General features: G+C 53.8%; 17 protein-coding genes. 7 read left to right on the top strand and 10 right to left on the bottom strand.

Going from position 1 to position 17,947, the window contains the following annotated elements; translation table 11 throughout:
• Positions 1–1,780 (bottom strand): hypothetical protein (locus NXS99_RS04585; RefSeq protein WP_259287474.1); only part of this gene is annotated, 1,780 nt, incomplete at its 3' end.
• A 471-nt stretch (positions 1,781–2,251) separates the two neighbouring features.
• Between NXS99_RS04585 and NXS99_RS04580 the strand changes: the two genes are divergently transcribed.
• The 3 genes from NXS99_RS04580 to NXS99_RS04570 all read left to right on the top strand — a co-directional run bounded on the left by NXS99_RS04580 (position 2,252) and on the right by NXS99_RS04570 (position 7,349).
• Positions 2,252–4,132 carry a YhgE/Pip family protein gene (locus tag NXS99_RS04580; protein ID WP_259287473.1) on the top strand — a complete coding sequence of 627 codons (1,881 nt, stop codon included), beginning with the start codon at positions 2,252–2,254 and terminating at the stop codon, positions 4,130–4,132.
• Positions 4,133–4,307: 175 nt separating this feature from the next.
• The gene (locus NXS99_RS04575) at positions 4,308–6,017 is read left to right on the top strand and encodes a long-chain-fatty-acid--CoA ligase (RefSeq protein ID WP_259287472.1); all 1,710 of its coding nucleotides are present in this window, start codon (positions 4,308–4,310) and stop codon (positions 6,015–6,017) included.
• Between the two features lie 141 nt (positions 6,018–6,158).
• Positions 6,159–7,349, top strand: a complete 1,191-nt coding sequence (locus NXS99_RS04570; protein ID WP_259287471.1) for an HNH endonuclease signature motif containing protein — start codon at positions 6,159–6,161, stop codon at positions 7,347–7,349.
• A 60-nt stretch (positions 7,350–7,409) separates the two neighbouring features.
• On the opposite strand, the gene NXS99_RS04565 is transcribed toward NXS99_RS04570, so the two are convergent.
• Complete coding sequence (locus tag NXS99_RS04565; protein WP_259287489.1) at positions 7,410–8,558, bottom strand: UDP-N-acetylmuramate dehydrogenase; 1,149 nt, start codon at positions 8,556–8,558, stop codon at positions 7,410–7,412.
• A gap of 30 nt (positions 8,559–8,588) precedes the next feature.
• On the opposite strand from NXS99_RS04565, the gene NXS99_RS04560 reads away from it, so the two are divergent.
• From NXS99_RS04560 to NXS99_RS04550, 3 genes are all read left to right on the top strand, one after another.
• On the top strand, positions 8,589–9,092 hold the full coding sequence (locus tag NXS99_RS04560) for a DUF2505 domain-containing protein (RefSeq protein WP_259287470.1): 504 nt from the start codon (positions 8,589–8,591) through the stop codon (positions 9,090–9,092).
• A 24-nt stretch (positions 9,093–9,116) separates the two neighbouring features.
• Positions 9,117–9,926 (top strand): class I SAM-dependent methyltransferase, encoded by an 810-nt coding sequence (locus NXS99_RS04555; protein ID WP_259287469.1) that lies wholly within the window; start codon positions 9,117–9,119, stop codon positions 9,924–9,926.
• 167 nt (positions 9,927–10,093) lie between these two features.
• Positions 10,094–10,867: an LmeA family phospholipid-binding protein gene (locus NXS99_RS04550; RefSeq protein WP_259287468.1), complete on the top strand. Its 774-nt coding sequence runs from the start codon at positions 10,094–10,096 to the stop codon at positions 10,865–10,867.
• Between the two features lie 65 nt (positions 10,868–10,932).
• Here the strand turns inward: NXS99_RS04550 and NXS99_RS04545 are convergent, their stop codons facing one another.
• Positions 10,933–11,121, bottom strand: coding sequence for a hypothetical protein (locus tag NXS99_RS04545; RefSeq protein ID WP_259287467.1), 189 nt, complete (start codon positions 11,119–11,121; stop codon positions 10,933–10,935).
• 75 nt (positions 11,122–11,196) lie between these two features.
• Between NXS99_RS04545 and NXS99_RS04540 the strand changes: the two genes are divergently transcribed.
• Positions 11,197–11,994 carry a hypothetical protein gene (locus NXS99_RS04540; RefSeq protein ID WP_259287466.1) on the top strand — a complete coding sequence of 266 codons (798 nt, stop codon included), beginning with the start codon at positions 11,197–11,199 and terminating at the stop codon, positions 11,992–11,994.
• A 1-nt stretch (position 11,995) separates the two neighbouring features.
• On the opposite strand, the gene NXS99_RS04535 is transcribed toward NXS99_RS04540, so the two are convergent.
• The 7 genes from NXS99_RS04535 to NXS99_RS04505 all read right to left on the bottom strand — a co-directional run bounded on the left by NXS99_RS04535 (position 11,996) and on the right by NXS99_RS04505 (position 17,923).
• A complete protein-coding gene (locus NXS99_RS04535) occupies positions 11,996–12,517 on the bottom strand; it encodes a hypothetical protein (protein ID WP_259287465.1) in 522 nt (173 codons plus the stop codon).
• Positions 12,518–12,835 (bottom strand): DUF2516 family protein, encoded by a 318-nt coding sequence (locus tag NXS99_RS04530; protein WP_259287464.1) that lies wholly within the window; start codon positions 12,833–12,835, stop codon positions 12,518–12,520.
• 19 nt (positions 12,836–12,854) lie between these two features.
• Positions 12,855–14,150, bottom strand: coding sequence for a DUF445 domain-containing protein (locus tag NXS99_RS04525; protein ID WP_259287463.1), 1,296 nt, complete (start codon positions 14,148–14,150; stop codon positions 12,855–12,857).
• 33 nt (positions 14,151–14,183) lie between these two features.
• Positions 14,184–14,327: a hypothetical protein gene (locus NXS99_RS04520; protein WP_259287462.1), complete on the bottom strand. Its 144-nt coding sequence runs from the start codon at positions 14,325–14,327 to the stop codon at positions 14,184–14,186.
• A 336-nt stretch (positions 14,328–14,663) separates the two neighbouring features.
• A complete protein-coding gene (locus tag NXS99_RS04515; RefSeq protein ID WP_259287461.1) occupies positions 14,664–15,014 on the bottom strand; it encodes a hypothetical protein in 351 nt (116 codons plus the stop codon).
• A 144-nt stretch (positions 15,015–15,158) separates the two neighbouring features.
• Positions 15,159–15,908 carry a succinate dehydrogenase/fumarate reductase iron-sulfur subunit gene (locus NXS99_RS04510; protein ID WP_259287460.1) on the bottom strand — a complete coding sequence of 250 codons (750 nt, stop codon included), beginning with the start codon at positions 15,906–15,908 and terminating at the stop codon, positions 15,159–15,161.
• A complete protein-coding gene (locus tag NXS99_RS04505; RefSeq protein WP_259287459.1) occupies positions 15,908–17,923 on the bottom strand; it encodes a fumarate reductase/succinate dehydrogenase flavoprotein subunit in 2,016 nt (671 codons plus the stop codon). Before NXS99_RS04505 ends, NXS99_RS04510 begins: the two co-directional genes overlap by 1 nt.
• Between the last annotated feature and the right edge of the window lie 24 nt (positions 17,924–17,947).

Here is a 17,947-nt window from a genome sequence, read left to right as displayed (position 1 = left end):
CTGGAGAACCAGCAACAGCACCATCTTTATCAGTAGACTTCTGCGTACGAGATGCATCATCACCATCACTTTGCAACGCATAAGTGACAGCATTATTCGCAATCTGAGTCACCGCACGAGCAGAGTTACCCCCCTTATAGTTTGGATCTCCAGGACGATTAGCTTGACGGTAATCAACATCCGTACCACTGACAGTTACGAAGTTCTCATGCTTTTTGATCACAGCAGGATCAATATCAGAACGAACCTTCGCAGTAATGGTATACACATCTTCCTCACCATTACCTAACACAACAGGAGGAGACATCAAAGTACCTGTGCCCTGATCAGCAGTAAGATACGTATGCAAGCCACCGCCTTGGCTATTCCTACGCTCGATACTATAGCCAGAAGCAACACGCTTAATTTCAAGAACCTGCTTGCCATCAATTTCACGTGCAGTTGCAGCAGTCGCATCTACAGCGTTTGCAGTTGCAGCATGGCCATATTCAGCCTTTGCTACTTTCACTGTTGAAAGATCAATAAAATCTGGAAGCTCATCTGCCACTACATAACCATGGCTTGGGCCAGTTGCCGAACCATTTTTAGTAACGGTCACCTTCCAAGAAATCGTCTCACCCAAACCAGCCACAGCAGGACCAGTCTTTGCAACACCTAAATCAGATGATGGAAATTCAATATCAAAACCGTGCGAAATATCTGGTGCAATTGGATCTTCACTAGAAATTTCAGCGCCACCTGGCCGTACTGCTGGATCTTGATAAACATAGACCGCAGGAATCAGCTCAATTTCCATGGTGCTCACAGCACCCGAAATACTTACACCGCCACCAATGGTGCCTAGCTTGGCAGTCTCTTCAGCATCACCATTTACCGAGACAATGCTGTCACGCTTACGACGAATCTCTACACCTTTTTCAGTTTTATAAACTCCTAAACGTCCAGCGTCAAAAGAAGTATCAAAAGCACCGAATTCTCGGCCAGATGTGGATGCTGGAACACCGTCAATTGTATTCACACGGTATTCAAAAGTTGGTCGATAGCCTTGCTCACTAATGCGAGCTTGCGTGAGCTTCAGAGCAGGATTCCAAACCGGCTCAAGACTCTGTCCAGGGTTTGCTGGATCCGGATTAAAGACCACCTTTACAACAACGCGATTTTCATCGGTTATTTTGCAGTGTAAGATCTGACCACCGAGTGCCTGTTCAAATGCAATGCCTTCATCATTCCCGTCAGCCATGAAGCAATTTTTATAAGCTTTTGTGAATTCTGAGATCGCGCCTTTAGGATCTCCGGGCTTTGCATGCAGTGAAATTCCCGAGCCATCGCCGTCCTGAACGTCCGGCCTAAACTGCAGACCAGAATCTTTTTCACTTGCAACACTATGAAAAGCATAAATTTCATTTGGTTGTTGTAATTCAAGCGAGAAGTTCTTACCGGTATCTTTCAGTAAATCATACTGCTTCACAGGGCTAGTACCAGCAGTATCTACATTTGGATTTAAGATAAGTGGCCAACCAGTGACATTGGTTTCAGACTTTGGAGTACCCAGATCATATCGAGTATCCGCCCACTCAAAGTTCGCTTGATATGTCGAAAACCATTGGTGATTAACCGGAACAAGAGTACCATCGTCACGATTACCGGAGCCTTGATGCGGAGCTGTCTGCGCTTGAGCAACTGGCGTTACCACGCCAGACAGTAATGCCAATGCACTTGTAACAGCCACAGTCGGAGTGAATACGTACTTCACCCAATTATTCGTTTTTTTATGTTTCACGTTGGTGAATCTCCTCCAAAAGCGATATAGAAGCATGCCATGTATAACGTACATAACATAATAACGACAATGATAACCATTGCAAACTATATTATGCAATTACTTTTACGCGACCACACAGCAGTCCAGGCCAGTCACTAGATCAGTCAGTTCACCACCCTGCAGACTGTGGGACTTAAAACATTCCAACTTCACCACAACTGCATTAATCCAACTTTTACTATCGGCGCATTTATCTCTTAATACATAAGCAATACGAGCATTTTCACACACTCTTGCAATGCAATCACCGAGATAGCGTCGATAAGCAGTCTGCGCAAGGCTACATTTTCATTGCGCGCAATCATTACTCCGCCCCTAATGGTGCAAACGTAAATATACCTTCTCGAGTGTTTTAGTTTCCAAAACAAACATAGTTGCGCCATAATAAGGCAGTTACATATTCGCCCAATAACATGCAAAGGAACTCCCATGCACCACCCCACCGCACCCGTCGAGCCCATTTCGCTCGCCGAGGCCGACACCCGCAACTTCAGCTGGACCAGATTTGGCGTCATTATATTTCTGCTGCTCCCAATGGTGATTTCCGTGGTGTATATGTGGGCAATGTGGGACCCCACCAAAAATTTACGCAACGTCCCACTCGCGCTCGTCAATAACGACATCGGCGTCACCCGCGACGGCACCCTAGAGCGACATGGCGACAAAGTTGCCGAGGCCCTTTTAAGCAAACCGTATCTCGATTTCCACGAAGTAAGCGCCGCCGAAGCCACGCGCGGGCTTGCCGACGGCACCTATCTGTTCACCGTCACCCTCACCGAAGACTTCTCAACCAACCTCTTATCAGTCATGACCGACACCCCAACGGCGCCAGAAATTCAAATTGCGTACAATGATTTCAATGGTACCAATGGCTCAGTGCTCACAGGTGGGCTGGTTCCAAAACTCCAAGCGGCCATTAACGCATCTATCTCCGAAACATATGCCACCAAACTCATTGGAGGCATTCATGACCTCGGCGCAGGCCTCGACCGTGCCGCCACCGGATCTGCCAAGCTTGCCGAAGGCGCAGTGAAACTCAACGACGGCTTAATAAAAGGAAATGACGGCGCACAACAATTAGCAGCCGGTGCCAGCAAACTTGCCGACGGTACCGAGCAACTGGCCGCAGGCGCTGACAAACTCGTAGCCGGAACCGCGAAACTTGGCGATGGTGCGCAGCAGATTGATGCGGGCGTGGGGAAGCTTACTGATACCCTGATTCCCCTATTAAGGAAAGCACAAGATGCAACTCCGCAATTAAAGCAAGCCGTGGCGGCGCTCCAGAGTGTTGGTTTGCATACCGAAGCCACAAAACTTGCCGAGCTTGTAGACAAACTCGATGCCGAAAACCCGAACAATCAAGTTGCCCAGTTGCAAAAACTGAAGAACGGCACTGCCACCTTGGCGTATATGCTTGCTGATCCGACTTCGGAGTATCACGGCGGTGTGCTAAAGCTGCGCGATAACTTGCACAAAGCCGATGAGGGTGCTGACAAACTTGCAGCAGGTTCCTCGAAGCTAGCTGAAGGCACAGTGAAGCTGCAAGCTGGTTCGCAAAAGATTAGCGACGGCATTGCAGAACTGGCCGACAAACTCGAAACCGGTGCCGCCAGCGCGCCAAAGGCTGCTGATGTTGATGCCTCGGCTCATCAAGTCGCGTTGCCAGTGGCATTTCAGGAGCAAAACTCCAATCCAGTTCAAACCGTCATTGACGCTCAAGACCCAACCGTAAAGCAACTGTCCGGCGGCGCATCGATGCTGATCATTATGGTCTTTGGCTATCTCTTAATGGCAATGTCCGCAATTTTGATTCCTCACGTGTTTGGCACCGACCGTCGCACCGCATTTGTTGGCCCAACGCTGAAATCATTTGTGGGATTAAGCCTCATTGGCATGATGTTTTTAGCAATCCTGGCGGCGGTTTCTTATCGTGCGGGCTGGCAACCGGCGTCGATAAGCGCAGTTGCGTGGGTATTTGTGCTGATTGCGACCTCGGCAGCAGCGTGTAACCAGTTGCTGCGCGCGCTTTTTGGACGCTTTACCGGCGGCATTGCGATTTTGTCGCTGTTCGCGTTTGGCATGTTTTCCTTCGGCGGTGTGTGGCCACTTGCGACCGTGCCGCGCCCGTTCCAGCTGCTGCACCCATTTGGCCCGATGACATACGGACGCCAGGCGTTTATCAGCGCCACCGCAGGTGATATGACCAGCCAATATTTCGCCGCAATGAGCTACTTAACGACGCTGACGCTACTCCCGCTGGCGGTTACATTGCTCGTCCGCGCGCGAAGGGTCGCACGGTTGCGTGGATAATGCGGCTGAGGTGCCCCGGCGCCGACGCTGCGGCGGGCGGACGTGGGCGCGTCGATAAGTGTTTGGCGCGTAACACACCGCCACTATTGAGGAAACCCTCATGTTTTAGGGTATGCTCAACAATAAGTAAACCTACTTTACCGTAGGGATCCTTCTCACAAGAACAGGAATGAACATGTCGAAAGCCCTCGAAACCAAGGCCTGGCTGCAATATTACGGCGAATGGACCCCTCATACGCTCGATTACGGCGACACTACGCTTCTCGACGTTTATGACAACAATATCGCGCTGAATGCCGAAAAATCGGCGATCTACTTCTTCGGCCGCAGCATCACCTACGGCGAATTAGATAAACAGGTTCGAGCTGCTGCTTCTGGATTGCGTGCCCTTGGTGTTCGGGCAGGCGATCGCGTGGCTATTGTGTTGCCGAACTGTCCACAGCACGTTGCGGCATACTTCGCGGTGCTGAAACTCGGCGCAACCGTTGTCGAGCATAATCCGCTCTACACCGCCCACGAACTCGAAGCGCCATTTAATGACCACGGTGCGCGCGTGGCGATCGTGTGGGACAAGGCCTGCTCGACCCTTGAGAAGCTGCGTCGCACCACCCCGCTGGAGACCATTGTGTCTGTCAATATGATCGACGAGATGCCAAAGTTCCAGCAAGTATTATTGCGCCTGCCGATCCCAGCTATTGCGAAGAAACGCGAACAGCTGTCGGTTCCGGCGCCAAACACCATCCCTTGGGACATTCTGACCGGCCCAGCGCTTGGCGGCAACGGCGACGATATCACTTCCGAAATATCAGTCACACCAGATAATGTCGCGGTGATCCTTTACACCTCAGGCACCACGGGCTCACCAAAAGGCGCCCAGCTTACCCACCGCAACCTCTTCAGCAACCTCTTAATGGGCAAGGCCTGGACCCCAGGGCTTGGCGACCAAGAAGAACGCCTCCTCGCCGCACTCCCATTCTTCCACGCCTACGGCATCACCATCATTTTGAACCTCGCCACCTATATCGGCGGCGAACTGGTGATCCTCCCGGCGCCGCAGATCCCGCTGATTATGAAGATCATGAAAAAGCACACCCCGACCTGGATGCCGGGCGTGCCGACACTGTATCAGAAGATTGCGGAGAATGCCGAAGCGAACAACATCTCTATTAAGGGAATTCGAAACTCTTTCTCTGGCGCGGCCACCCTCCCAGTGCCGACTGTCGAACAGTGGGAAAATCTCACCGGCGGCATCTTGGTCGAAGGCTATGGACTCACCGAGACCTCGCCAATTCTGGTTGGTAACCCAATGACTCACAACCGCCGCCCAGGCTACGTTGGCATTCCATTCCCAGACACCGAAATTCGCATCGCCAACCCTGACAATCTCGACGAAACCATGCCAGACGGTATGGAAGGCGAAGTCCTTGCCCGCGGGCCACAAGTCTTCGCCGGCTACCTCAACAATCCAGAGGCCACCGCGGCGAGCTTCCACGGCGATTGGTATCGCACTGGGGATGTTGGGGTGATGGAGGAGGATGGGTTCATCCGCCTCGTCGCACGTATTAAGGAAGTTATCATCACCGGCGGCTTCAATGTGTACCCGGCCGAGGTGGAAGAAGTGCTCAGGCTTCACCCTGATGTCCTTGATTGTGCCGTCGTCGGCCTGCCGCGTGAGGACGGCTCGGAGAACGTCGTCGCAGCCCTCACCCTTGCCCCGGGTGCGGCGTTGGATCCAGAAGGATTGAAGATTTTCTGTCGCGAGCGGCTGACCCGATACAAGGTGCCGCGCACGTTCTATCACTTTGAGGAGCTGGCGCGCGACCCATTAGGGAAGATTCGCCGTCGCGAGGTCCAAGCCGACCTTATTAAGAAACTGAAGAAGTAAACCTTCTCAAGCCGCCCGTGAAACATTGGTTTTCATGGGCGGTTTTCGCATGTCAACACTTTTGGGTGTAGGCACGTCTCACCTATCCCACCAGCAACATTTCCTCTTGCGTCCTTAATAGGAGGGTGCGACAATGCCCTCATGTCCGACCTTTTCGCCACCATCGCCAGCGTCAACCGCAGCGGCGCCGCTTTAATTGCCGCCGTTCAGGCTTCGACGCTGACCAATGAGCAGCTGGCCGAATCTCTCGATTTGCCGTTCGCTCGTGTGTCGCTTATCCGCGCGCTGGCGAAGCGGCTCAGTCCGGAGCAGCTGCGCCTGGCGCGAAAGCATGCGTACAGTATTGATCGGTTGCAGGTGGTGTGTCAATTGCTCCACCGTATTAAGAACCCGAACGTTGATGCTAAAGGCTTGGTCACCAAAACACTGGTGGATTGCGCCGACATGACGCACACCCAGCTGCGCAGCCACATTCGTGAGCTTATCGAGTCGCTCAACGAGGGCTTCGTGCCGCCGCGCCGCTGGTACCTGCGCTTTTCGCACCGCCCCGACCATGATGGCATGAAGTACCTCATCGCCAAGCTGCCGGCAGCCCACGCGAATCGCCTGCAAACCACGCTCACGCCGCAGGCCACGAGCCTTCTCACCGCAAATCACGCCGGGAGTCATCAAGAAGCCCTGGCCAAAGCATTGCTCGCCCGCTGCCTTGACGACGCCGCCCCGATCAGCACCCTCGACACCACCGAAAATCCCGACAACCCGCTCGATCTTCGCCACCGGCCGTGCTTCCTGCTGCCATTTGGCGACACCACGCTGCTTGAGACCGGCGAGATTGTGAACAGCGATGGCAGCGTCGTCAAGCTTAGCGACGTGATCAATACCACCCTGGCCCCAACGGGCTTCGCCGTCACCTACTTTAACGACGCCAACGGCATCCCAACCCCGCGGCACATTTTCGACATCCAGCGCTTCGCCGACAGCCACCAGCGCTTTCTGACCATCATTAACCACCTGGTTTGCCAGCATCCCGATTGCGCGACGCCGGCCGTGCGGTGCGACATGCACCATATTAAGGCGCACAGCCAAAACGGGCTGACCACGCTGGACAACCTCGCGCCGCTGTGCCACAAGCACAATTTGGAAAATGATGATGACCCGAGGCGTCATAAAAACGGCCGTATTAAGAAAGATCCGCTTACAGGAGAAATTAGTCACATCGACTACAAGCATCGCGTGCGCCGCAACACGCACCCCAGCCAGCAGCATCTGCCGTTAAAGACCATGAAGCATCCGCACCCGGTTCACGAGCAGCACCCGCCGCCAGGGCAATAAGCCACGCAGCATAAAAGCTCCTAGCCGCGATTGGCTAGGAGCTCATTAGGCGTGCTCAGGCTACGCTTCCCCATTAGGCAACTCAGGCATCTTAATACCTACCCACACCGGTTCAGGCACTAATTCCACCCCAAACTTCTCAAACACACCGTCGCGAATTTGAGCAGCTAATGCCACAATGTCAGCAGCTGTTGCCGTACCACGATTCGTGAGCGCCAGGGTGTGCTTTGTGGACAAACTTGCCACTGCCCCATTAGGGAAACCTTTCGCAAATCCTGCACGGTCAATCAACCAGGCTGCAGAAAGTTTGCGCAATCCCTCGCCGACCTCATATTCAGGCATGGTGCGTGCCAGCTCAGGATCCATTTCCTGCACGATTTCTCGCACAAACGCAGCTTCCTTAATAGAGACGATCGGATTGGTGAAAAACGACCCCGCCGACCAACTGTCGTAATCAGCCTCGTCGTACACCATCCCTTTTGCTTTCCGCAGCCGCAAAACCTCATCACGCACCCGCGCTGCTTCTCGACGCGCCTGTGGTTCGTCTGCTTCAATCCCTAATGCTCTTGCAAGTTCACCAAAGCGAATCGGCTGCGAAAGTCCATCTTTGTTCAGCGCCATTTTCACAGCGAGCACAACCACACGATCTTGATACTTTAGGTTCGAGTGTCGATACCGTAAATCCAGGTGGGAGGCCGCAAGCCACGCGCGTTCGTCGGTGTCTCGGAAATATAACTCGACTTCGGTCAGGACATCTGCAATTTCAACACCATAGGCACCAACATTTTGCACTGGTGTTGCACCGACCGAACCCGGGATGCCGGACAAACACTCCAGTCCGCCAAAGCCCGCCTTAATAGAGAGGTCGACGAAGTCATCCCATACCGCCCCAGCTTCCGCGTATCCCACACCTGTCTCAAGATCAAGAACGATCTCGTCGAAGTCTAAGACCACCGCAATCATCGGCAGCTTCCCGTCAGCGACAACCAAGTTTGAGCCGCCACCAACGATTAAAACTTCAACCTGATGCTCGTCGCATTTCCTTAATACATCGATGCAGGCTTGCTTAGTGCGGCATCGCACCGTCGCTAATGGATGCCCGCCAACGTGCAGCGTGGTCAGTTCTGCTAGCGGCGTTGTCTCTATTTCAACTTCCTTAATAGAGTGGAGGGCGACGGACAGCCGCGGATCTAGGGTGTCAAAAAGCATACTCACCCTCTTCAGGGTAGTCTGTAATGCATGACTACGCGTAGTGAAAATTCTGTAAATATTTCGTTCCCAGCTTCCAAGGTCCATGAAGCTTTGACGAATGCTGACTATTGGGCCCATGTAGCTGCGACTTTGTCGCCTGAGCCTGGTGAGGTCCATCAGTTTACCGCTGTCGATGGCGGTGCTGAGGTTGTGTTGTACGAGGTGCTGCCGCTCGAGATTCTTCCTGAGGCTGTGCGTGCGATGATTTCGCAGGCGTTGAAGGTGAAGCGCGTCGTAAAGGTCGGTCCGCTGAATGGGAATGCGGCTTCTTTGTCGTACACCGCTGACGTCAAGGGCACCCCTGTCGATTTCAAGGGCGATATTGCGCTGCTTGGCGACGACGCCGCAACCACCCTCACCTATTCCAACGAAGTAAGCGTGAACATTCCATTCATGGGCCCAGCGATTGAGCCAAAGGTAGCAGAGGCTTTGTCCGAGTTGTTCGGCAATGAAGGCGCGCTTACCGACGCATGGATCACTGCCAACCTCTAATCTTTTCGAACATCGGATTGTTGCATGGCTTATCACGGGCATAATCAGCGCGCTGATTTCCGCAGCAACAAGCAAAAACCCATCGGGGTCATTACGCGCGGCACGACTGGTGTCAATCGGCTGCGAAAATGCGACCGATGGGTTTTTTATACCCCAACGCTGCACGCCACTTTACGACAACCAGGTGCACTCGCACTTGACGTCGGCTACGGTGCCAGCTACACCACCACCGTCGAGTGGGCGCGGTGGCTGCGCAAAATCAATCCCTCTATTAAGGTAACTGGGCTTGAAATTGATCCCGCCCGGGTGCTGCCGCCACGCGACGGTGTCACCTTCGAGCTCGGCGGATTCGAACTTTGCGGATACCGGCCGCAACTGGTTCGTGCGTTTAACGTGCTGCGGCAATACGACGTCGACCAAGTCCACGACGCCTGGACTACCGTCTGCACGCGACTCGCTGATGACGGCATGTTCATCGAAGGCACTTGCGACGAACAAGGCAAACGCGCCACATGGATTTTCCTTAATAGGCAAGGGCCGCAATCGCTCACCCTGGCATGGAACCCCTGGGAACTCAACCGCCCCTCTGAAATTGCCGAGCGGCTGCCGAAAATCCTCATCCACCGGAATGTGCCCGGCGAAGCCATCCACAGTTTCTTAATGGAGGCGGATCGGTGTTGGGATCGTGCCAGCAGTTATGAGGCGTTTGGGCCGCGGGTGCGGTGGTTTCACGCCCATTCCCTATTAAGGAACTTCTATCCGGTGTCGCGTCCGCGGTTACGGCGAGATAACTTGGTGACGATTCCTTGGGAGCTCATCGCCCCAGTGGACTAAGGCATCGGCTGGCGCGGGCTTTGAGGGCACCCACGCACCCCACGTAGCTCCGGCTGCTGTACGCGCTCACACCACCTCGCGGCCACACCACCACCCACCGCACCGCACCCCCACCGCACCGCACCAACAACTAGCGCGATCACAATTTTTAGACCACACTGGTCACTATGGGTTCGAATACTTTGGTAAAGATTCTGGTTGGTTTCAGCGTCACGTTGTTGCTGCTGTTTGCAGTGGCTGAAGGTGGATTGCGGTATGTGATTCATAAGGAGCTGACGGCGTCGCAAAGCGAGGGCACTGAGGTCGAGTTTGGGACGCGGCCGCTGGTGCTGTCGTTGCTGCAGGGCAAGCTGGGCTATGTGGAGATGACGAAGCCGTCTACGCTGGAGTTTTCTAATGTCGATGGACAGATCAGTGCGTCGGGTGAGCCGGCGGCGCATGTGGTGCTGCGCGGGATGCCGATTTCGGAGGATCCGGAGGCGCTGATCGATAGTGTGTATTTGGACACTACGATTCCGAAAGAGTTTATCCAGGCGCAGCTGCAATCGGCGATGCGAGAGGCCTTCTCGTCTGAACAGCCGCAAGGTGATGGGCTTTTGGATAGTGCGTTTCTTGCCATGCAGTTTTCGGTCAGCGATGTGCGTACGAACCCGAAATCTGACACGTTTGAGATTGTGTTTGGCGACGGAATTGCCAGCATCGAGGTCCATCCGCACGCTATTGATGGCAAGTTCCAGCTGACTGTGGAAGAGACTAACCTCTTTGGCTTTGGTTTGCCAGATATTGTTGCCGATTATTTCACCAAAGGTTTTGCGGATTCAACCGCGCTCGAGATGTTTGACGGGCTGACTGCATCGACAGTCGAGGTTACCGACGAGGGCTTGCACGTGGTGTTCGAAGGCACTGACGTGAAACTGAGCAGTCTACAAGCAACGCTCTAGCTGCACTACTCTACAAGCAATGCTTTAATTGCGCCCACATCACTGCCCGGCTGGGCTGATCGGTACTAATGCTGATCGGTGCTGATCACGACCACCGGTAAGTCCGTCGCAGGCAGCAACGAGACGTAATCCGATCCGTCGAAACCAACGCAAATCGCATCGAATCCACATCGCTGCACCACGGTTGTCGTCACAGCAATCTCAGCTGCCGACAACCGCCGCAGATTGAACATCGTTACCCCGAAAGCTCCCACTTTTTCACCCCCACACCCCCACATTCTCACACCACCAACTAGCGCGATCGCAATTTTTACGCCACACTAATTACTATGAAGAGTTCGAATATTTTTAACAAGTCTCTCATTAGTTTCGGCCTCGCCATTTTACTGTTGTTTTCAGTAGTTGAAGTCGGAGCGCGATATGTAGTTCATAAGAAAATGGTAGCTGCGGTTGCTGAGCACATGCCGGCGGAGATACTCGAAGATACAACGATAGCGTTCGGACTGCGGCCGATAACGCCATCGCTGCTGCTGGGCAAGATGAACTATGTGAGGGCCACAGTACCAATACCGCTTAACCTTTCTGATTCCGGTGAGCAAGCCAGCGAGGTAGATCCACCAAACTTGTATGCAGTACTGCGTGGTGTGCCGTTGAAGGAGGATCCAAACGCGCTGCTCGATAAGGCGTCTCTAGAGACTACGCTTCCGAAAGAGTATATCCAGACAGCGCTACAAGCTGTGGTGCAGGGACTGTCGTCTGAGGGATCCTTTTGGGGTACCGAGCTTTTTTCGCCGGAATTCTTAATCAGTGAGGTACGTACGCATCCTGATGAAGGCACGCTTGAGATTGTGTTTGGCGAAGAACTCGCCAGCATCGTAGTTCATCCACAAAGCATTGATGGCAAGTTAAAAATGGTTGTGGAAGATACTAGCCTCTTCGGCACTGGTATACCAAAGCCGGTTGCCAGGTTCTTCACTAAATGGTTTGAGGGCATCGAAGACGCTATACCCGACGAGCTAACGGTCACGACAGCCGAGGTTACTAAGGCTGGCTTGCATATTGAGCTTGAACGCACCAATATACCGTGGGGTCAGTTCCTATCAGAGCCACTTGAATCAAGAGACTAACCTACAAGCAACGCTCTAGCTGCGCCCAAATCACTGCCCGGCTGGGCTGATCGGTACTGATCGCGACCACCGGTAAGTCCGTCGCAGGCAGCAGCGCGCTGTAATCCGATCCGTCGAAACCAACGCAAATCGCATCGAATCCACATCGCTGCACCACGGTTGTCGCCGCAGCAATCTCAGCTGCCGACAACCGCCGCGGATCGAACACCGCCACCAAGGTCGTCGGATGCGTCACCGCCTCGCGCAATAGCAGGCATTCGCTCAGCAGCGCGGTTTCATGTTCTTTAATAGAGTGGTGGTCAAGGACGGCAAGAATCATCCGCGCCCCTTGACTCACCGCAAGGCGCGCCTCGGCGGCTTTAACCAGCTCATGGTGGCTTCCTGTGGGGTAGCCGGTGAATGTGGCGCAGTCGCCACCAACGTGCCCTACCCTATTCGGGAGCACGAGCAAAGGAGCGTCGGCAAGCTCCTGCAGCTTTGCGACGCTCACATCGGGATCAAGAACAGCCGTGTAGTGCTTCATTTACCAGTCGAAATTGCCGGCCAGAATGCGGTTGATTTGCGGGCGCACATCAAACCAGTAGAGGCCGATGACGATCATGCCGATCCATGGGAGGAACGGCAAGCGCAGTCCTAATACTTGGAGTCCGACAGCGAAGGCGGAGCCAACCAAAATCGCAGCCCAAGTCATTTTCGGTTTGCGGGCGGCGACTTCGAAGGCGTCGTCACGAGTGAGCATAACAAGTACGGCTCCGACGAGACCTGCAATGGTGATGCCCAAATAAACAGCCAGCTCAAGATAGTTGATGCCGATTTGGGCATAGAGGAAAACAGTGCTCACATTGGTTCCTTCACTTGAATTACACGATAAATAACAGCTGAGCAATAGTGTAGATCACAAAACCTGCAACTGCACCCACCACTGTACCGTTAACGCGAATATACTGCAGATCTTTCCCAACCATCAGCTCAATTTTTTCACTCGCCTCCTCGGCATCCCAGCGGGCGATGGTCTCAGAGATAATACTCGTAACCTCAGTGGCATAATTATCCGCCAAAAACGCCGCTGTGCTGGTGATATATCGATCGAGGTTGGCGCGCAAGGCGTCGTCGTCACGCACTTGAGTGCCCCAGTGAATACACGCCTCCATCAACTTCACGCGCACAATAGAATCCGGATTCTGCGCCGCTTCAATAATGCCGGCCTGCGTTTTTTCCCACAATGCGCCTGGCAACGACTGAGCGGTGGTGGAATGCAGAATATCCTGCTTCAAGCTTTCAACACGCTCAATCATCACCGGATCATATTGCACGTCATAGGCGAACTTGCGGATAAAGCGCTCCAAGGCTTGCCGAGCCTCATGGTTCGGATTATCGCGTACCGCCGCCGTCCAGGTAATCAGCTCGCGATAAACCTTATCGCCCACGAGCTCATTGACAAACTTCGGCGCCCAACTTGGCGCGCGCTCATCAAGAATCCGAATAATCAGCGCCTCGCTGCCAATCGCCTTGCGATGCGCCCAGCCAATAATTTCATTGATCAGCGGCTCAAGATAGCCCTCCTGCATCAACTGCTCCAAGCCCTTGCCTAATGGAGGCCCCCACTTCGGCGCAGCCAGTTTTGCAATAATGCCCTGCGAAATCACCGCCTCGGCATCGGCGGGATCCACCGCCGCCACGGCATTCGCGGTCAGCCGTCCCACCTCATGCGACACCTTATAGGCATGACTTGGCTCGATCATCCACTCCGCGATCCGCTCCGGGATTTTCGCCTGCGAAACCTTCTCGGTGATCAACTCCGCATTCAAGAAGTTCTCGCCCACGAAGCTGCTCAAGGCCTCGCCAAGCTGATCCTTTTTCTTCTTAATAATGGCCGTGTGCGGAATCTTTAACCCCAAGGGATACCGAAACAGCGCGGTCACCGCAAACCAGTCAGCCAGGCCACCGACCATGCCGGCCTCAGCCGCAGCCGACACATAGCCCACCCAAGCAGCATGCGGATCGACCTGCGTTTCATACCACTGACACGCAACAAACACGACCGCGGCAACCAGCAGCAACCCTGTCGCAAACGCCTTATGACGCCGCAATTCCTTACGCCTTAAGGCATCAGTTTCCGCAGAGCCCGTTGGCAATGGAAGTGATGAAGAAGCCATACTCAACACACATTTCTTTCTTTCAATTGGCAGCTACCCCGCCAGCGCCACCACGACGCTCACCTGCTCGGTCTGCTCGGCCTGCCACAACTGCCAAGCATATCGTCCCAACGCATAACAAGAAGCGACAGTAATCAAACCGGACACAATCAATAAAATCAGCGACGCTCGGCTCATGGGTGCTCCTTGGTCTTTGAAAGGGTACGGCTCTAGCATACCTATTAAGGAAGTTCGCAGCGCCAGTTTGCTTATCGACGCAGCTCCAAAACCATTGTCCAGGCTGACGCTTTGTGGCGCACTGCCTGGCCAGTGTGCTGGGTCGTTGCCTGCCTGGCGCTCACCCTCAAGCCAGAACCACAACCACCAGAACTTAAGCCTCCTCCACGCATGCGAAAGACCCGCGGTTCCAAAGAAACACACGGGTCTTTCGTAGGAGATGCCCTAGTGTCGTTCACCGTATGCATGGTAAACGTCTAGAACGAAAGGTTTTACAGTCTGTAGTAAAACGCTTGTTTAGTTAATGCGGCCAGTTTCTGCACGATACTGGCGGTAATAACGGCGACCATAGTTAATCAAGCCAAAGCCTGCGATCAAGCATACTGCTGCAAGTACAACACCGATGCTCAAGTACAGCACTGCGTGCTCTTGAGTTTGGTAGATCTTGGTAGCGGCGCCGAACACGATCGTACCGAAGCCGGCAAGAGAGGTAAGTACCAAGCCCATTCCCAACCATGTGCTTGTACGCAGCAGCGAGGAATGTGGAGCCATATAGCTCACTGGATCGTATCCCTCGATGTAGTGCATGCGGCTCGAAACTTCGCCGTTAAAGACAGGATACTCAGCGGTGTGCGAATCTGCTGACATTTGAAATGCCTTTCTACTGTGCTCAATAAAGCGTTAATACCAATTCGACTGGTGTTGAATACCGCCAGTGTAGCAATTCTTCAGGTGAAGAATCATGTTCTCCACTGGCGGTTGTTCTCCATTCGGGGGTAATCGCTTGAAAGATTAAGCTTCCTTACCGGTAAAGAATGCGCGAGCGCGTTCCTTGTTGATCGCTGCAACTGCAGACAATGGAATACCTGCAGGGCAAACATCCGCACACTCACCATACAGTGAGCAGTGACCGAAATTGGTTTCGAGCTCATCAACCATCTTGCGAGCACGACGTCCACGCTCTTCTTTGCCCATTGGCATAAGGGAAAGGTGAACCAGCTTTGCACCAGTGAACAGATGCGCTGCACCATTTGGACAAGCAGCAACGCAAGCGCCGCAACCGATGCAAGCAGCATGGTCAAGGGCTAGCTCAGCAGTTTGGTGATTCATGTGCAACGTATCAGCGTCTGGTGCAGTACCAGCGTTGACAGACACATAGCCACCTTGCTGCATCACGCGATCAAGCGCTGAGCGGTCAACAATCATGTCCTTGATTACAGGGAATGCTGCTGAACGGAAAGGCTCGATCTTTAAGGTGGTGCCATCAGCAACGTTGAGCAAACGCTGCTGACATGCAGGTTGGTTCTTCTCGAGACCATGTGGACGGCCATTGACCAAGAGACCACAGGTACCGCAGATACCTTCACGGCAGTCGGATGCGAACATGAATGGTTCTTCACCACGTTCGACCTTGCCGCTATTGACGTGGTCAAGCAGTTCCAGGATGGACATCTGTGGGACAGCGTCCTCAACAGTCACGGACTCGAAGTGACCCTCGTGATTTGGTCCAGCCTGACGCCAGATTTCAAGATACAGTTTCATTACTTGTAATTCCTTGTCATCAGAGGGATAGCTTCGAAGTAGAGTGGCTCAGCGTGGCGGATGAACTCGCCTTCAGCCTCGCCTGGCTCCCAAGCGGAAACGAAGCACCAGTTTTCGTCGTCACGCTCTGCCTCGCCCTCAGGGGAAAGGTGATCGTCACGGAAGTGAGCACCGCAGGACTCGTCGCGGTCGAGTGCGTCAACGCACATCAGTTCTCCCAAGTCGATGTAATCAGCAACGCGAGCAGCGTACTCAAGTACTTGGTTCATTTCGTGCTGGTCACCGGTGACGCGCATATTGGACCAGAATTCCTTGCGCAGCACGCGAATTTCCTCGATACCCTTTTGCAGGCCTTCGATGTTACGAGCCACACCACAGTAGCGGTAAAGGATTTCACCGAGCTTGCGGTGGTAGTACTCAGGACCGTGTGGATCGTCGCCCTTGATGTTCATGAGGCGATCGATACGTGCCTGGGCACGATCCACTGCTGCTTGTGCTTCAGGGGAATCTTCTGCCAAACGAGCCTCGCCCAGGTGATGAGCCAAGTAGTTTGGAATGGTGAATGGCAAGGTGAACCAGCCGTCAACCGATGCAGAGAGCAGGGAGTTTGCACCCAGGCGGTTTGCACCGTGGTAGGTCCAGGAGCACTCGCCAGCTGCGAACAGACCTGGGATGGAAGTCATCTCGTTGAAGTCGGTCCACAGACCACCCATGGTGAAGTGGCAGGTTGGCGCAATACGCATTGGTGCGGTGTAAGGATCCTCGCCAATGGCCTCTTCATACATCTGGAAGAGGTTGGAATAGCGTTCCTTAATGGTTGCCTTACCCAGACGCTCGATGGAATCGCGGAAGTCGAGGTATGCAGCGTTATGCAGTGGGCCAACACCCAGACCAGCGTTAATTTGCTGGGAAATAGCACGAGAAGCCACGTCGCGAGGCACCAGGTTACCGAATGCTGGGTAACGGCGCTCGAGGAAGTAGTCGCGCTCATCTTCTGGAATAGTGTTTGGATCACGGTCGTCGTTTGGCACAATTGGGGACCAAACACGGCCGTCGTTACGCAGCGACTCGGACATCAAAATGGTCTTTGATTGCCATTCGGAGTTCACTGGGAGTCCGGTTGGGTGGAACTGGATGAACGATGGAGATGCAATATATGCGCCTGCTTCGTATGCGCGCATCATTGCACCAGCGTTGGAGTTCTTTGCCAAGGTGGACATGTGGTACACGTTGCCGTAGCCACCGGTACCAAGAATCACAGCGTGACCGGTGTGTGCAGTCAGTTCGCCGGTGATGAGGTTACGCATAACCACACCTTCGCAGCGCTTCTTGCCATCCTTGTTGGTGATAACCAGATCAACCATCTCGTTGTGAGTGAAGATCTCAACAGTGCCGAGGTGAATCTGGCGCTGCAAGGAGGATGCGGTCGAAAGCTGCAGCTGCTGACCGGTTTGACCACGGGTGTAGTAGGTACGAGAAACCTGTACACCACCGAAGGAACGGGTTGCCAATGCGCCGCCATATTCGCGAGCGAATGGTGCACCGATCGCATTCATGTGGTCGATTACGCGGACAGACTCATATGCCAAGCGCCAGCAGTCGGACTCGCGGCAACGGAAGTCGCCACCTTTCACGGTGTCTTTGACGTGGCGGTATGCACCGTCGTTGTCAACCTTCTTGCCACGAGCGGAGTTCACGCCGCCCTGTGCAGCAATAGAGTGCGCACGACGTGGTGCATCGTGGTAGGTGAATGCTTTGACCGAGTAGCCGAGTTCGCCCAGGGCGGCAGCTGCTGCACCTGCGGCAAGGCCGGTACCTACGACCAAAACAGTGAATTTACGACGGTTTAATGGGGAAACCAACTCCATGTGATCTTTGTGGTACTGCCACATTTCACGAGTTGGAACGCCTTTAGGCTCATTCGATTCCAAGATGTTACCCGGGCGAACGCCAGGAACGATGGAAGCTGGGTGGTTGAACTCAGGGCGTGTGACGGTCTCAGAGTGAGTGCTCATATGTTTTACCTTTTCGTCCTTCTA

Origin of the sequence: Corynebacterium sp. HS2168-gen11 (assembly GCF_024834075.1) — a bacterium.
Classification (GTDB): Bacteria; Actinomycetota; Actinomycetes; order Mycobacteriales; family Mycobacteriaceae; genus Corynebacterium.
This window is presented reverse-complemented; position numbering and strand designations above follow the sequence as displayed.

Coding starts and splice junctions, on each gene's coding strand:
- NXS99_RS04580 (WP_259287473.1), top strand. CDS start 2,252: ATGCACCACCCCACCGCACCCGTCGAGCCCATTTCGCTCGCCGAGGCC.
- NXS99_RS04575 (WP_259287472.1), top strand. CDS start 4,308: ATGTCGAAAGCCCTCGAAACCAAGGCCTGGCTGCAATATTACGGCGAA.
- NXS99_RS04570 (WP_259287471.1), top strand. CDS start 6,159: ATGTCCGACCTTTTCGCCACCATCGCCAGCGTCAACCGCAGCGGCGCC.
- NXS99_RS04565 (WP_259287489.1), bottom strand. CDS start 8,558: ATGCTTTTTGACACCCTAGATCCGCGGCTGTCCGTCGCCCTCCACTCT.
- NXS99_RS04560 (WP_259287470.1), top strand. CDS start 8,589: ATGACTACGCGTAGTGAAAATTCTGTAAATATTTCGTTCCCAGCTTCC.
- NXS99_RS04555 (WP_259287469.1), top strand. CDS start 9,117: ATGGCTTATCACGGGCATAATCAGCGCGCTGATTTCCGCAGCAACAAG.
- NXS99_RS04550 (WP_259287468.1), top strand. CDS start 10,094: ATGGGTTCGAATACTTTGGTAAAGATTCTGGTTGGTTTCAGCGTCACG.
- NXS99_RS04540 (WP_259287466.1), top strand. CDS start 11,197: ATGAAGAGTTCGAATATTTTTAACAAGTCTCTCATTAGTTTCGGCCTC.
- NXS99_RS04535 (WP_259287465.1), bottom strand. CDS start 12,517: ATGAAGCACTACACGGCTGTTCTTGATCCCGATGTGAGCGTCGCAAAG.
- NXS99_RS04525 (WP_259287463.1), bottom strand. CDS start 14,150: ATGGCTTCTTCATCACTTCCATTGCCAACGGGCTCTGCGGAAACTGAT.
- NXS99_RS04520 (WP_259287462.1), bottom strand. CDS start 14,327: ATGAGCCGAGCGTCGCTGATTTTATTGATTGTGTCCGGTTTGATTACT.
- NXS99_RS04515 (WP_259287461.1), bottom strand. CDS start 15,014: ATGTCAGCAGATTCGCACACCGCTGAGTATCCTGTCTTTAACGGCGAA.
- NXS99_RS04510 (WP_259287460.1), bottom strand. CDS start 15,908: ATGAAACTGTATCTTGAAATCTGGCGTCAGGCTGGACCAAATCACGAG.
- NXS99_RS04505 (WP_259287459.1), bottom strand. CDS start 17,923: ATGAGCACTCACTCTGAGACCGTCACACGCCCTGAGTTCAACCACCCA.